Source organism: Rhodococcus sp. G-MC3, assembly GCF_030063335.1.
GTDB lineage: Bacteria > Actinomycetota > Actinomycetes > Mycobacteriales > Mycobacteriaceae > Rhodococcoides.
Map to the genome: position 1 here is coordinate 17,731 of NZ_JASISW010000014.1, position 14,221 is coordinate 31,951.

Consider the following 14,221-nt stretch of genomic DNA (forward strand, 5'->3'; position numbering starts at 1 on the left):
ATCGAATCGTGGCGCGACGGAAGCGTTTACCGCACACAGGGCCGCCGTCGGTTCGGCATCGAGGGACCCAGATGTGCCCGATGCGAAGACGACAGCGAGAAAGCCCCGGGAACAGAGGCAGGCGGTGCCGAACCCGGTTGACCGGGGATGGGCGCCGCCTGCGTCGGCTGCGGAAAGGCGTTCAGTCGGTGGACAATCCCGAGGCTGCATCGGTGTCGAGAAACCACACTGTCGACTCGGAGCCCACAGCTCCCGCGGACGGTACGTCCTCGGGATCGGCACCTCCGACCGCTGCGGCAACCGCGTCGGCTTTCGCGGCGCCGGCAACCAGCAGCCATACATGTCTCGCTCGCTGAACTGCGGGCAATGTCAACGTGATTCGCACCGGCGGTGGCTTGGGGGAGTTCTCGACCGCAACCACGTAATGATCCTTCTCGCGAACAGCATCGGTGTGTGGGAACAGCGAATTGATATGTCCCTCACCGCCCATGCCCAGAAGGTGTACGTCGAAAGCGGGGGTGTGGTCCCCACCTGAGCGTGAACCGAGGATCTGGGCGTACGTCACGGCCGCCACCTCAGGATCGCTTCCGTGCGGACCGTCGGAGGCCGCCATTCTGAACACCCGATCCGGATGAACGTCGACGTGGTCGAGGAGGGCCTCGGACGCCTGAACTTCGTTCCGTTCGGGATCACCGGCAGGAAGGAACCGTTCGTCACCGAAATACACGTCCACGTTGGACCAGTCGATGGCGCCCGAGTCTTTTCTCAGTGCCTCGAGTAGCGCGATGCCGGTGCCCCCTCCGGTCAACACGACCGATGCCGAACCGCGTTCCGTCTGCGCGGCAACGACAACGTCGACAAAACGGGACCGTACGGCATCCACCAGCGCCTGAGCGTCGAGAAACTGCAGTACCGACGTTTTACTCATAGCTCACCTTCGACAGTCCATTCAGTGCCAGCAAATAGATTTCGTCGGTGTCGAGCCTTCGTAGCTCCTCGGCGAGACATTCCCTTGTCCCACGTCGTGCGAGCGCGACCTCGGCGTCCGGCTGGCCGGTTCGACGAAGCGTTGCCGTCTTTCCTGTTTGGGGCCGAGTGATCGAGATACTGGTGGTCTCACGCTCGAGCTCGACGCGAAGTTCACCGGTCTTGCGGTGAACGGGAACGTCGAGCTTCGACGCGAGCCACCCGGCCAGGATGTCGAGTGCAGGCTCTTCAGCCAGGCCCGAGACGGTCGCCGAGACGACGCTTTCGTGCGGAGCCTGATCGAGTGCAGTGGCCAGTAGACCCCGCCAGTACGTGATGCGACTCCAGGACAAGTCGGTGTCGCCGTCGGTGTAGCTCTCCAACCGGCTCTTGATCGCCGCTGTCGTGTCCGGTGCATTCGTCGCGTCAGTGATACGACGAATTGCCAAGCGACCCAGTGGGTCCTTGGCCGGAACCTTCGGTGCTTCGTCAGGCCACCACGCCACGATGGGAGTGTCAGGGAGCAGGAACGGAATGACTACGCTGTGCTCGTGATCGGCCAACTCGCCGTTCAGCCGCAATACGACGACCTCCGATGCGCCGGCGTCGCCGCCGACCCTGATCTGGGCGTCGAGTGTGGGGTCTGCGGAACGATCACCGTGCGTGAGCACGATGACGCGACACGGATGTTCACGGGACGCCTCGTTGGCCGCTGCAATTGCTCGCTCGGCTTGGTCGTTGTCGCGGGTCGCGACGATCAACGTCAGAACGCGGCCGATGGTGACTGCGCCGCCCGACTCGCGCAGCTCGACGAGTTGCTTACCTACTTCGGCCGTCGTGGTATCGGGAATGTCGACGATCACGGTCTTCTCCATTCTCGGCCGGTGCGTGCCATCATTTCGTCTCCCGAGGTGGGGCCCCAGGTTCCTGCCTCGTACGGCTCGGCTGTTCCACCGGAAGCCCAGTATTCGAGAATTGGATCGAGGATCTTCCACGACAGCTCGACTTCGGCGTTCACCGGGAACAGGGAAGGCTCGCCGAGCAGAACGTCCAGGATCAGACGTTCGTAGGCCTCCGGGGAGGATTCGGTGAACGCCTGCCCGTAACTGAAGTCCATGCTCACGTCACGAACCTGCATGCTCGAGCCCGGCACCTTGGATCCGAATCGCATCGTGACCCCCTCGTCGGGCTGAACGCGGATGACGAGTGCATTCTGGCCGAGTTCCTCGGTCATGGTCGCGTCGAACGGTAGGTGTGGTGCCCGTTTGAAGACCATCGCAATTTCGGTGACGCGACGTCCGAGCGCTTTGCCGGTACGAAGGTAGAACGGGACTCCGCCCCACCGTCGAGTGTCCACCTCCAGCGTGATGGCTGCGTAGGTCTCCGTGCTGGATTCGGAATCGAATCCCTCTTCTTCTTTGAGCCCCTTCACCTTCTGGCTGCCTTGCCAGCCTGCCGCGTACTGTCCGCGTGCAGATGTCTCGCCCAACGGCTCGGCGAGTTTGGTTGCGGAGAGAACCTTGATCTTCTCCGACTGCAGCTCGGATGGACTGAAGCTGACGGGCTCCTCCATCGCGGTGATAGCCAGCAACTGGAGCAGGTGATTCTGAATCACGTCGCGGGCAGCACCGATGCCGTCGTAATAGCCCGCGCGACCGCCCAAACCAATGTCCTCGGCCATTGTGATCTGAACGTGGTCGACGTAGTGGGCATTCCAGATCGGGTCGAACAACTGGTTTGCGAAACGCAGCGCCAGAATGTTCTGGACCGTCTCCTTGCCGAGGTAGTGGTCGATGCGGAACACGGTGTCCTCGGGGAACACTCGGTTCACAACGGCATTGAGTTCCTTGGCGCTCTGGAGATCGTGGCCGAACGGCTTCTCGATGACGACGCGTCGCCACTTGTCTTCGTCGCCCGAGGCCAGCCCGGACCGCGAGAGCTGCTCGAGTACAACCGGGAATGCTCCGGGTGGGATCGACAGATAGAACGCGTGATTTCCGCCGGTGCCACGTGTCTCGTCCAGTTCGGTGAGTGTGGTGGACAGTTGGTCGAACGCGGCATCGTCGTCGAAGGAACCTTGCACGAAACGGAAACCCTCGGCGAGGGTGTCCCATACCTCTTCGCTGAACGGCGTTCGAGCATGGTCGCGGACTGCATCGTGGACGATCTTGGCGAAGTCCTGGTCGTCCCATTCGCGTCGGGCGAAGCCGACCAGGGCGAAACCGGGAGGTAGGAGCCCCCGGTTCGCCAGGTCGTACACCGCAGGCATGAGTTTCTTACGGGCCAGATCACCTGTGACACCGAAGATCACCAAGCTGCAGGGCCCTGCAATCCGCGGAAGACGTTTGTCACGTGGGTCGCGGAGTGGATTCGTCCACTCCGCATTGTTCGGTGAGCTGGATTCCTTCGGGTTCGTTTCTGCGGTGCTCACGTATCAGCTTTTCTGGCCTGCTTGGCGAAGCTGCTCGCCGGTGGCCTCTAGCAGTTCGTTCCACGACGACTCGAACTTCTCGACACCCTCGTTCTCGAGCGTCAGAAAGACATCGGTGATGTCGATGCCGATTGCCGACAGCGCGTCGAACACTTCTTGCGACTCGGGGCCCTTGCCGGAGATGGTGTCGCCGGTGACCTCCCCGTGGTCGGCGACGGCATCCATCGTCTTTGCCGGCATGGTGTTCACCGTGTTCGGCGAGACGAGGTCCGTCACGTAGAGGGTGTCGGGGTAGGCGGTGTTCTTGACACCCGTCGAAGCCCAGAGCGGACGCTGCGGACGTGCACCGGAACCGGCGAGCTCGTGGAATCGCGGTGCGACCTCGAACGACTGCTGGTAGGCGACGTAAGCAAGACGAGCGTTGGCCAGGGCGGCCTTGCCCTTCAACGCCTCCGCATCGGGAGTGCCGATCTTGCCGAGACGCGCATCGATCTCGGTGTCGACGCGGGATACGAAGAACGACGCGACCGAGTGGATCTTGGACAGATCGTGGCCGGCGGCGCGTGCGGCTTCCAACCCTTCGAGGTAGGCACCGATCACCAGTTCGTACCGCTCGACGGAAAAGATCAGTGTGACGTTGACGCTGATGCCTTCGCCGATGACTTTGGCGATGGCCGGGATCCCGGCCTCGGTTGCGGGAATCTTGATCAGGACATTGGGGCGGTCCACGATCTTCCACAGTTCGATCGCCTGGGCGATGGTCTTCTCGGTGTCGTGCGCCAAGCGAGGGTCGACCTCGATGGAGACGCGGCCGTCGACGCCTGCCGAGGACTCGAAGACCGGCGCAAAAATATCACAGGCATTACGGACGTCGTCCGTGGTGACCGTGCGGATGGTGGCGTCCACGTCGGCGCCGCGCTCGGCGAGCTCGGTGACCTGCGCGTCGTAGGCGTCGCCCTTGCTGAGCGCCGCCTGGAAGATCGAAGGGTTGGTGGTGACACCGACGACGCTCTTCGTGTCGATCAGTTCCTGCAGGTTGCCGGAGCTGATGAGGTCCCTGGACAGATCGTCGAGCCAGACGGATACGCCTGCTGCGGACAGATCGGCAAGATTCTTGTTCTGGGTCATGGTTGTTATCCCTTCACGTTGGTGATCGAGCGCTGTGCGGCTGCGGTGACGGCCTCGGCTGTGAACCCGAACTCGCGGAACAGCGTTTTGGCATCGGCAGACTCACCGTAGTGCTCGAGTGAGATGATCTCGCCGAAGCCGCCGACGATCTTCCACCACGGCATTGCGATACCGGCCTCCACCGAGACACGAGCCTTCACGGTCGGGGGGAGTACCTGGTCGCGGTAGTTCTGATCCTGGCTTTCGAACCACTCGACACACGGCATCGAGACGACGCGTGCGGCAATGCCCTGAGCTTCGAGCTGCTTCTGGGCTTCGACGGCGTACTGCAGTTCCGATCCGGTTCCGATAAGGATCACGTCCGGCGCAGCTTTGGAGGACTCGACGAGGATGTATCCACCCTTCGACACGCCCTCGTAGCTTGTGCCTTCCTGAATGGGAATTCCCTGACGCGTCAGTGCGAGTCCGACGGGTCCGCTACTGCTGGACTTCGCCAGGACTGCCTGCCAGGCGTACGCAGTTTCGTTGGCATCGCCGGGGCGAACGACCGACAGGTTCGGGATCGCTCGGAGCGCAGCGAGGTGCTCGACCGGCTGGTGGGTCGGTCCGTCCTCGCCGAGGCCGATCGAGTCGTGTGTCCACACGTAGATCGGATCGATGTCCATGAGCGACGCGAGGCGCACTGCGGGGCGCATGTAATCGCTGAATTGCATGAAGGTGCCGCCGTAGGCACGGGTCGGACCGTGCATGACGATGCCGGACAGGATGGCACCCATGGCGTGCTCACGGATGCCGAAGTGCAGGGTGCGTCCGTAGGGCTCGGCATCCCAATCGTCGGTCGAGATGGAGGTGGGACCGAACGACTTCGCACCCTTGATCGTGGTGTTGTTGCTCCCCGCGAGGTCGGCGGAACCACCCCACAGCTCGGGCAGAACCGGTCCGACGGCACTGAGCACGTCGCCCGATGCGGCGCGGGTGGCGATCGCTTTGCTGCCGGGCTCCCATGTTGGGAGGACGTCGGTCCAGCCTTCGGGAAGAGTGCCCTGGGTGAGTCGATCGAGGAGCTTCTTGCGCTCGGGCTCGCGCGCGGCCCATGCATCGAACTCGGTGTTCCACTCGGCGTGGGCCTTGCGTCCGCGCTCCTGAAGGCCGCGGGTGTGGCCGATGACCTCGTCGGTGACCTCGAACTTCTTGTCCGGATCGAAATCGAGAGCCTTCTTGACCTTCGCGATCTCCTCGTCGCCCAGAGCAGCGCCGTGTACGGCACCGGTGTTCATCATCGTGGGAGCCGGGAAGCCGATGATCGTACGAAGGACAATGATCGACGGTTTGTCCGTCACCGCCTTTGCGGCGTCGATGGCCTCTTCGATAGCGGCGACGTTCTCGCCGCCCTCGACGACCTGGACATGCCAGCCGTAGGCCTCGTAGCGAGCGGCCGTGTTCTCGGACAGCGCGATGTCGGTATCATGCTCGATCGAGATTTTGTTGTCGTCGTAGAACAGGATCAAGTTACCGAGCTGCTGCGTGCCGGCCAGCGACGACGCCTCGGACGTGATGCCCTCTTCGATATCGCCATCGGATGCGATGACGAAGATGAAGTGGTCGAACGGGCTCTCGCCGAGAGCGGGCTCGGGATCGAACAGGCCACGCTCGCGGCGGGATGCCATCGACATGCCGACGGCCGACGCCAATCCCTGACCCAACGGACCGGTGGTGATCTCGACTCCGTCGGTGTGGCGGAACTCGGGGTGCCCCGGTGTCTTCGACTTGTACGTGCGAAGCGACTCGATGTCGATCAGTTCGAGACCGAATCCACCCAAGTAGAGCTGTAGGTACAGCGTCAGACTCGAGTGTCCGCAGGACAGAACGAAGCGGTCGCGTCCGATCCAGTGGGTATCGGTCGGATCGTGGCGCATCGTTCGCTGGAAGAGTGTGTAGGCAAGCGGGGCCAGGCTCATCGCAGTGCCTGGGTGACCGTTGCCGACCTTCTGTACCGCGTCCGCTGCGAGGACTCTGACGGTATCGACCGCCCTGGTGTCCAAGTCCGTCCAGTCGCTGGGGTGGTGCGCCGTGGTGAGGACGTCAATATCGTCTGTGATCGACACGAGCAGAGGTCTCCTGACATTCGTACGAGTGAGCTGACCAACTTGGCCTTCGCGTGCCCGATCGCCGTGGATCGAAAACACGCCGATCACCAGCCTAGTTCCGGTCGAGCCTACTGTCGTGACTTCCCCCTGTTGATTGAGTTCGTGTTACCGGGAGACGACACCTTGCTCACTTTGGGTGCCCTAGGAATTGGTGACGGAAGGCTGGACGTCTACCATCGCCTGTAGTAGTGCGCACGGGATACACGTCGTGTGTGCGCAACATTCATGTGTTTCGAGGCCGTGCAAGGAGACGTAAGTGCGAATTGGGCAGCAGCCGGGCGGCCACGGATTCGTAGGCAGCCAGCGGCAACCCGATGACCATACGACCAGCGGCGATGCCGAGCAGGTCGATGCGGATCGGGCTTCCGAGGCTCCGAAATCAGCGGGCAAGAGGGCGTTCGCGCTCGTGCTCGCCTATGTGGCGCTCACCAAACCCCGTGTCATCGAGCTGCTGTTGGTCACAACAATTCCAGCGATGCTCCTGGCAGATCGAGGGCACGTACAGCCAGGATTGATTCTGACGACGCTGTTCGGTGGAATGCTGGCGGCTGCCAGCGCCAATTGCCTGAACATGGTGGCCGATGCCGACATCGACAAGATAATGGCGCGAACGGCCAAGCGACCGCTCGCGCGCGGTGCGATGCCGGTCTCGCATGCCTTCGTGTTCGGTGTGACCCTGGGAATCGTCTCGTTCTTCTGGCTGTGGGCCACAACCAACCTGCTCAGCGGCATCCTCGCTGTTGTCACGATCTGCTTCTACATTTTCGTCTACACGCTCGTCCTCAAGCGACGTACATCTCAGAACGTGGTGTGGGGAGGTGCTGCGGGTTGCATGCCGGTGATGATCGGCTGGTCGGCAGTGACCGGAACCATCGGTTGGCAGGCCCTGGCGATGTTCTTGGTCATCTTCCTGTGGACACCGCCTCATACCTGGGCACTCATGCTCCGCTACAAAGAGGATTACCAAGCAGCCAATGTTCCGATGCTTCCTGCGGTGGCTTCGGAAACCAAGGTCACCAAACACATCGTCATCTACGCGTGGGCGACGGTCCTGGCCACGCTCGCTCTCACACCGGGGTCCGGCGTCATCTACGCGGTCGTCGCGCTCGGGTCGGGAGTGTGGTTCCTCACCGTCGCTCATCGCCTCTATGCGGGGGTTCGTGCCGGAACACCGGTCAAGCCGCTGAAGCTGTTCATCCTGTCCAACGAGTATTTGGCGCTGGTCTTCTGCGGACTGGCGGTGGACTCGGTCGTCGGGTGGGACACTCTGTCGCAACTGCTGTCCTGACCGTCGCCTGCACCGTTCACGGCACGAGCACAATCGATCCCGTGGTCAGCCGCGCTTCCAGGTCGGTGTGTGCGGCTCGGGCTTCCTCGAGTGGATAACTCGCACCGACTCTGATGTCCAGAACACCGTCCGCCACCGCTTTGAACACGTCCCCCGCGCGCCATTCGAGTTCGCTTCGGTCGCGAACGTAGTGGGCGAGTGTTGGACGCGTCAGGAAAATCGATCCCGCCGAGTTCAGGCGCTGTGGGTCGAACAGCGGAACGGGCCCACTGGCAGCGCCGAAGAGCGCGAGAGTGCCGCGCACGCGCAGCGAAGCGAGGCTTTGTTCGAAAGTTGCAGCACCAACTCCGTCGTACACGGCGTGGACCCCAGCGCCGCCGGTGAGCGCACGTACTCGCTCGGGAATGTCGTCCTCGTATCGCAGGACCTCGGTCGCGCCCGCTGCCCGGGAGAGTTCCTCTTTCTCCGTCGTCGACACAGTGGTGACGACGAGTACGCCCTTCGCAACGGCGAGCTGCGTGAGGAGAAGTCCGACGCCTCCGGCTCCCGCGTGGACGAGGACGGTCTCGCCGGTCCGGGCGGGGTAGGTGGACTCGATCAGGTAGTGGGCTGTCATGCCCTGGAGCAGTGCGGACGCCGCCTGTTCCGGAGGAACGCCGTCCGGGACGGCAACGGCTACCCGGGCGGGCACGATGACCTTTTCGGCGTAGCTCCCCGGCGCGGAGGCCCACGCGACGCGTTGCCCGACGAGGAACTCCGTCACACCAGGACCCACGTGTTCGACGATGCCTGCACCCTCGTCCCCGGGGATGTAGGGGAGTGGTCGGGTGTAGAGGCCACTGCGGAAGTAGGTGTCGATGAAGTTGATTCCGGCAGCCTCGACGCGTACCAACAGCTCGCCAGCTCCGGGAACCGGTTCGGGTAGCTCGATCGGGGTCAATACCTCTGGGCCGCCGTTGCCACGAATCTCGATTGCACGCATGCGTTCGTTTCTACACGGCTTGCCGGGTGGGTTTACTGTCGCTCGAAGTTACTGGGCGGTACCATCGGGCAATGGCGAGCCAAGCAGAGAACCCGACCGAGAACAACGCGGCATCGGGCACAGTTGCAAAACCGAAGATAGAGGTGCCCGCGGGTGTGCTCTCTGCCGTCAAGACGTTCGTCGGCGAGCACGGCGGTACCGGAAACGTCGTGCTACAGCCGCTCGGCCGTGTGGGCACCCGGGTGACCTTGGTGGGTGCAGACGGTGTGTTGGGTGACCAGGTCGTGGCGAACAACGATATTGCGCACGCTTTGATAGAAGAAGCGGGCAAGCTCACCGAGTCCGAGTGGGACCGGGAATTGGTCAGTTCTGCTACTCCCGCCCCTGGTCATCACCGCAAGATGGCGGGCTGGGTCGCGCGTCAGACACGCTTCCCGAAGGCACGGAACGCAGCGCTCGAAAATTAGCCGTAAATCGTGGGAACCGATTGCAACGGTGATGCGTCGGAGTAAGTAGGAGAGGTAGTCGGTCATCTGAGGGGGAGACCGGCTACCTCTCCTCTTCGTTATTCGGCCGGGCTCAGCGACGGCGATCTTGTTCTACACGCTGCCCACACTGCTGCGGTCGCGGCCGTGCATGCGCCGGCTCCCGCGACATGCACGGCAACGAGAACCGCAGGCACGTCGGTGAAGTACTGGACGATGCCAACGAAGGCTTGCGAGAGGACGAGCGCCATCAGGACCTTCAGCCTGGTCTTGATCGTCTCCGACGCCTTGACTGCGTACAGCCCGAACCCGAGACCCACCAGCAGTGCCCCATATGCCACCAACAGCTCGGCGTGGATGTGCACCAACGTCACTATCTCGACCTCGAAACGCGGTACCGGTTTGTCGATGCTCTTGTCTCCCGCGTGGGGGCCGGCGCCGGTCACCATAGTGCCCGCAACGACTACCGCCGCGAGCAACACTCCCGACAAGCCGGTCAGCAGGCGCAGTGGCTCGGGCACCACCTTCGCTGCCTCGACTGCCTTGTCGGTCTCGCTGACCTTGAAGTACAGCAACGATGCCAACCAGACCATCACCATGGACGCGACGAGGTGGATCGCGACCGTCCACCAAAGCAGTCCCGTCAGGACCGTGAGTCCGCCGATTACTGCTTGCGCCACGGTTCCGAGCGGCATCAGCCATGCAAAACGTACGACGTGTCGTCTGCGTCGAGCTCGTGTCACGGCCAGCACGATGGCTGCAGCGGAAAGCACCACGACGAACGTCAGCAGTCGGTTGCCGAATTCCACGGCCTGATGCAATACCGGAACTTCGGAGACTCCGACGGGAGTGAAGCTGCCGGGGAAGCACTGCGGCCACGTCGGGCATCCGAGCCCCGACGCCGTGACGCGCACGATGGCCCCGGTCACAGCGACTCCGCCCTGCGTGAGGATGACGATGAACGCCAGGATCTTCTGCACCCGCAGCGACGGCAGGGGCAGCAGGTCGACAAGACGCAAAAACGTTCGATAAAGCACGTAGCGATGGTAAACGGGGTTCAACTACACAGTGTCGTTGACCCCTGCAGCCGTTGACCCCTGGGCCGCTGGTCCTATTGCGAATGTCAGGTGAAACGAAACGTGCGTACGGCCAACCATCCGGCCACAAGCGCCCATCCTGCGAGCACGGCGATCCCGAACCAGTCCCAGGAACCCGACACTGCCTGTCCCAATGCCTCGGCCAGTGCGCCGGAGGGGACGAGGCGAGCAATGGTGTGCAGTACGACAGGCATGTCGTCGGACAGCACCACGAGCGACCCGATTCCGAGCATTATGAACCACAGGATATTTGCGAGTGCAAGCACGATCTCCGCGCGCAACGTCCCACCGAGAAGCAGGCCCAATGTGGCGAACGTGACAGTGCCGAGCGCGATCACCAGAGCTCCCGAGACCAGCCCGACCAGGTCCGGTCGCCACCCGAGGATCAGTCCGATCGATCCGAGCACGACCGACTGCAGGATCACGACCAACATGACCGCGACACTTTTTCCGGCGATGATCCCCCACTTGGGAAGTGGTGTGGCGCCGAGGCGTTTGAGTGCCCCGTAGCGTCGGTCGAACCCGACGGCGATTGCCTGCCCGGTGAACGCGGTCGACATCACCGCCACCATCATCACAGCCGGTACGACCTGGTCGACGGGATGATCGCCCATTGCTCCGAGCGGCAGCAACGAGAGCCCGACCAAAAGCGTGATCGGTATGAACATTGTCAGCAGAAGCTGCTCGCCGTTGCGCAGCAGTAGTTTCAGCTCGAGCATCGACTGAGCGGACAACATGGTCCACGGAGAGCTCGGACTCGGATTCGGTTCGAAAAGCCCGGCCTCGAACCTGTTGGCGGCCAGGCGAACATCTCGCCGTACGGTCATCGTCTGAGCTCCCTGCCGGTCAATTCCAGGAACACGTCCTCCAGGCGGCGTTGATCCACCTGAAGCTCGGTGGCGAGCACGTTGCGTTGCGCGCACCACGACGTCACCGTGACGAGGATTCCCGGTTCGATGACGCCTTCGATGACGTACGAACCGGGTGAGTCCTCGATCGGGTTGTATCCGTTCGGTAAAGCTGCATCGAGCAGCGACAGTTCGAGGCCTGCGGGCGCGCTGAAGCGCAACCGCCCCTCGGCACCCTGCTTGGTCAGTTCGGAGGCGGTGCCGGAGGCGACAATTCGGCCGTGATCGATGATGACCAGTTCGTCGGCCAGCTGTTCGGCCTCGTCCATGAGGTGGGTGGTGAGCAGAACGCCGACACCGTCGCGACGAAGAGCGTCGATCAGCTCCCACACCAGAAGTCGGGCCTGTGCGTCGAGGCCTGCGGTCGGCTCGTCGAGGAAGACGAGCTCAGGACGTCCGACTATGGCGCACGCCAGCGCGAGACGTTGCTGCTGCCCGCCGGAGAGTCTGCGATATGGAGTCTTGACGGCTCGCTCGAGTCCGAGACAGTCGAGTAGCCAGTCCGGATCGAGTGGGTTCGCCGAGTACGACGCAACGAGCCGTAGCATCTCGCCTGCTTTGGAACCGGGGTACGCGCCGCCGCCCTGGAGCATGACGCCGATCCGTGGCCGGAGCTGGGACGACTGAGTGATCGGGTCGAGACCGAGAACGCGCACGGTGCCGCTGTCCGGGGTCACGAAACCCTCGCACATCTCGACCGTCGTGGTTTTACCCGCTCCGTTCGGACCGAGCAGCGCGAGTACCTGCGCGCGTTCGACGGTGAAACCGAGTCCATCGACTGCCGGAACATCGTCGTAGGTCTTTCGTACGTCCGTCAACTGGACGGCGGGGTGCGTCGAGTTCGACGGCCCTCTCGACATCTGCGCACCGGCGATCACGAGGAACCAGCGTATTCCTCGGCAGGTACACCGGATTCCTCCGGCCCGGTGTTGGCGCGCCACGGCATGCGTCGTCGCGTCGTCAGATACATGACACCGATGATCAGAATCGTCATTATCGCGGCCTGGACGATCTGGAAGGGAAGGTACTCACTCCCGTTCGGCATGAGAATCACGCTGACGATGGAAGAGAACACAATTGCGGGAACACGGAACGACGGCTTGGTTGCCCACGCGGCGAGTGGGGTGACCGCCCACAGCAGATACCAGGGTTGCACCACCGGAAAGAGCAAGACGAGCGCAGCGAGCGAGACACCGAGTGCGCCGACCGGGTGGAGTCGCCCCTTCATGACCGCGACGAGCATCCGTAGAGCAACGAATCCGGCCACCACCGCAGCGATCGGGCGCGTGAGACCGAGTACAGCCGTCGTATGGTCGCCGAGTCCGAGTAGAACGCCGGTGAATCCGGTACCCAGGCCGAGAATCGTCGGGATCGACATCCAACTGCGTACGACGCCCGCCGTGCCCAGCGTGCCGATCCAGCCGAACCCCAACCCGCTTACGGCACTGACCCCACCGATGATCACGATGCTCACGACTCCGAGCAGCGCGGCGGCACACGCGACGCCTCGAATCGATCCTCCCCACCGGCGGGCCAATGCCATTCCGACGAATCCCAGCGCGATGAGCGAGGGGATCTTGACTGTCGAGGACAATGCGATCAAGCCGGCCCCCGAGAGTAAGAGCGCCAGTTTCACCCCATGAATCGGTTCCGCCGACTCGATCGCGCGCAATGCCAGTTCGGTTCCGGCGAGCATGAGTCCGATCATCAGGGCTTCGTTGTGGATGCCTGCGACGAGGTGGAACAGGAGCAGCGGGTTCGCCGCTCCCAGCCACAACGCGCTGACCGCGGCGACGCCACAGCGTTTGGCGAGGCGGGGGAGAGCCCAGACGATCAGCGCGACGCCCGCAAGCGCGAGCAACCTGTGCAGAAATATGCCTGCGACGATGTTCTCGCCGGTCAGCCACGTGATCCCGCGTCCCATCCAGAGGAACAGTGGTCCGTAGGGCGCTGGAGTGTCTCGCCAGATGTTCGGGACAGTGCGAGTCAGGACGTTGTCGACGCCGAGAGCTCCCGCCGGTCCGATGGCGTAAGGGTCGAGTCCACGGGCAGTGATCTCGCTTTGTGCAAGATACGAGTACACATCTCTGCTGAACATGGGTGGCGCGACACACAGAGGCAGGATCCACAGGAGCAGAGTTCGATCGAGTTGCGACCTCGTCAGCCTTCTCGGAACGTTTCCGTCGCGGAAGCGGCCGACCGCGAATCGTCCGAGAAGCAGCCACGCGATGACGACCATGACAGTTCCCGTCATGGTCACGGTGAGCGCAGTCGTGGCCATGCGCGAGGGCAAGCTGAGGATCCGAACTCCGACCACCGGGTTCTGCAGCACCGGCTGAGCGCCTGCCCCGAGTGCACCGACGGCCATCAGGATCGTGCCTGCGGCCCCGAATCGGCGGATTGCACGAAGTTGGACGTTCTCGGCCTTGTTCAGGCCAGGCGCTTCCTTTTCGTCGCCGTGCAACACCGCAACACTCGACGCCGGTTGTATGGCATCGAGTCCGACGATCTTGCGAAACGGCCCGACGACGCGGTGCCGAAACACCGATGCGGGCCGACTACCTGCTTCGTCGGTGCCCGAGGACGACGGTGTCTCTCGCGGCAGGGACTTCTCCGCGCTTGGCTCGTCTGGGGTCGGTGGCACGTTGGCAGCGTAACTGTGGGCTTCGGTTGGACCAGAGACCCACTGCCAATGTCGGCTCGAAATGCACGTCATCAACGGTCCACCGATGTCGAATACTCCCTGGTCCCGCCTCTGAGTGAAGAAGGGCACCCTTGCTAGACCAGCA

At 63.0% G+C, this 14,221-nt stretch carries 12 protein-coding genes; 2 read left to right on the top strand and 10 right to left on the bottom strand.

Features of this window, described 5'->3' with window-relative positions; all coding sequences use genetic code 11:
- Positions 1–181: 181 nt before the first annotated feature.
- Genes pgl through tkt form a run of 5 tightly spaced genes read right to left on the bottom strand, consistent with a single transcriptional unit; the run spans position 182 to position 6,630 of the window.
- Entirely contained in the window at positions 182–928 is a 747-nt protein-coding gene (gene pgl, locus QMK17_RS16360; protein ID WP_283510339.1) for a 6-phosphogluconolactonase, read from the bottom strand.
- On the bottom strand, positions 921–1,829 hold the full coding sequence (gene opcA, locus QMK17_RS16365; RefSeq protein ID WP_336620161.1) for a glucose-6-phosphate dehydrogenase assembly protein OpcA: 909 nt from the start codon (positions 1,827–1,829) through the stop codon (positions 921–923). The genes pgl and opcA overlap by 8 nt, the downstream gene beginning before the upstream one ends.
- Positions 1,826–3,397, bottom strand: coding sequence for a glucose-6-phosphate dehydrogenase (gene zwf / locus QMK17_RS16370; protein ID WP_283510341.1), 1,572 nt, complete (start codon positions 3,395–3,397; stop codon positions 1,826–1,828). Before zwf ends, opcA begins: the two co-directional genes overlap by 4 nt.
- Before the next feature lie 3 nt (positions 3,398–3,400).
- Complete coding sequence (tal, locus tag QMK17_RS16375; RefSeq protein WP_283510342.1) at positions 3,401–4,525, bottom strand: transaldolase; 1,125 nt, start codon at positions 4,523–4,525, stop codon at positions 3,401–3,403.
- A gap of 5 nt (positions 4,526–4,530) precedes the next feature.
- Entirely contained in the window at positions 4,531–6,630 is a 2,100-nt protein-coding gene (tkt, locus tag QMK17_RS16380; protein WP_283510343.1) for a transketolase, read from the bottom strand.
- Between the two features lie 298 nt (positions 6,631–6,928).
- Here tkt and QMK17_RS16385 point away from each other — a divergent pair, with 298 nt between their 5' ends.
- Positions 6,929–7,960, top strand: coding sequence for a heme o synthase (locus tag QMK17_RS16385; protein WP_283510344.1), 1,032 nt, complete (start codon positions 6,929–6,931; stop codon positions 7,958–7,960).
- A gap of 16 nt (positions 7,961–7,976) precedes the next feature.
- On the opposite strand, the gene QMK17_RS16390 is transcribed toward QMK17_RS16385, so the two are convergent.
- Positions 7,977–8,942 carry a quinone oxidoreductase family protein gene (locus QMK17_RS16390; protein ID WP_283510345.1) on the bottom strand — a complete coding sequence of 322 codons (966 nt, stop codon included), beginning with the start codon at positions 8,940–8,942 and terminating at the stop codon, positions 7,977–7,979.
- A 71-nt stretch (positions 8,943–9,013) separates the two neighbouring features.
- Here QMK17_RS16390 and QMK17_RS16395 point away from each other — a divergent pair, with 71 nt between their 5' ends.
- Positions 9,014–9,409 carry a hypothetical protein gene (locus QMK17_RS16395; protein ID WP_283510346.1) on the top strand — a complete coding sequence of 132 codons (396 nt, stop codon included), beginning with the start codon at positions 9,014–9,016 and terminating at the stop codon, positions 9,407–9,409.
- 98 nt (positions 9,410–9,507) lie between these two features.
- On the opposite strand, the gene QMK17_RS16400 is transcribed toward QMK17_RS16395, so the two are convergent.
- The 4 genes from QMK17_RS16400 to mptB all read right to left on the bottom strand — a co-directional run bounded on the left by QMK17_RS16400 (position 9,508) and on the right by mptB (position 13,977).
- Positions 9,508–10,464, bottom strand: coding sequence for a COX15/CtaA family protein (locus QMK17_RS16400; RefSeq protein ID WP_283510347.1), 957 nt, complete (start codon positions 10,462–10,464; stop codon positions 9,508–9,510).
- An 86-nt stretch (positions 10,465–10,550) separates the two neighbouring features.
- Complete coding sequence (locus QMK17_RS16405) at positions 10,551–11,351, bottom strand: ABC transporter permease (protein WP_283510348.1); 801 nt, start codon at positions 11,349–11,351, stop codon at positions 10,551–10,553.
- On the bottom strand, positions 11,348–12,292 hold the full coding sequence (locus tag QMK17_RS16410) for an ABC transporter ATP-binding protein (RefSeq protein WP_283510428.1): 945 nt from the start codon (positions 12,290–12,292) through the stop codon (positions 11,348–11,350). The genes QMK17_RS16405 and QMK17_RS16410 overlap by 4 nt, the downstream gene beginning before the upstream one ends.
- Positions 12,293–12,306: 14 nt before the next feature.
- Positions 12,307–13,977: a polyprenol phosphomannose-dependent alpha 1,6 mannosyltransferase MptB gene (gene mptB, locus QMK17_RS16415; protein ID WP_442972781.1), complete on the bottom strand. Its 1,671-nt coding sequence runs from the start codon at positions 13,975–13,977 to the stop codon at positions 12,307–12,309.
- Positions 13,978–14,221: the final 244 nt, after the last annotated feature.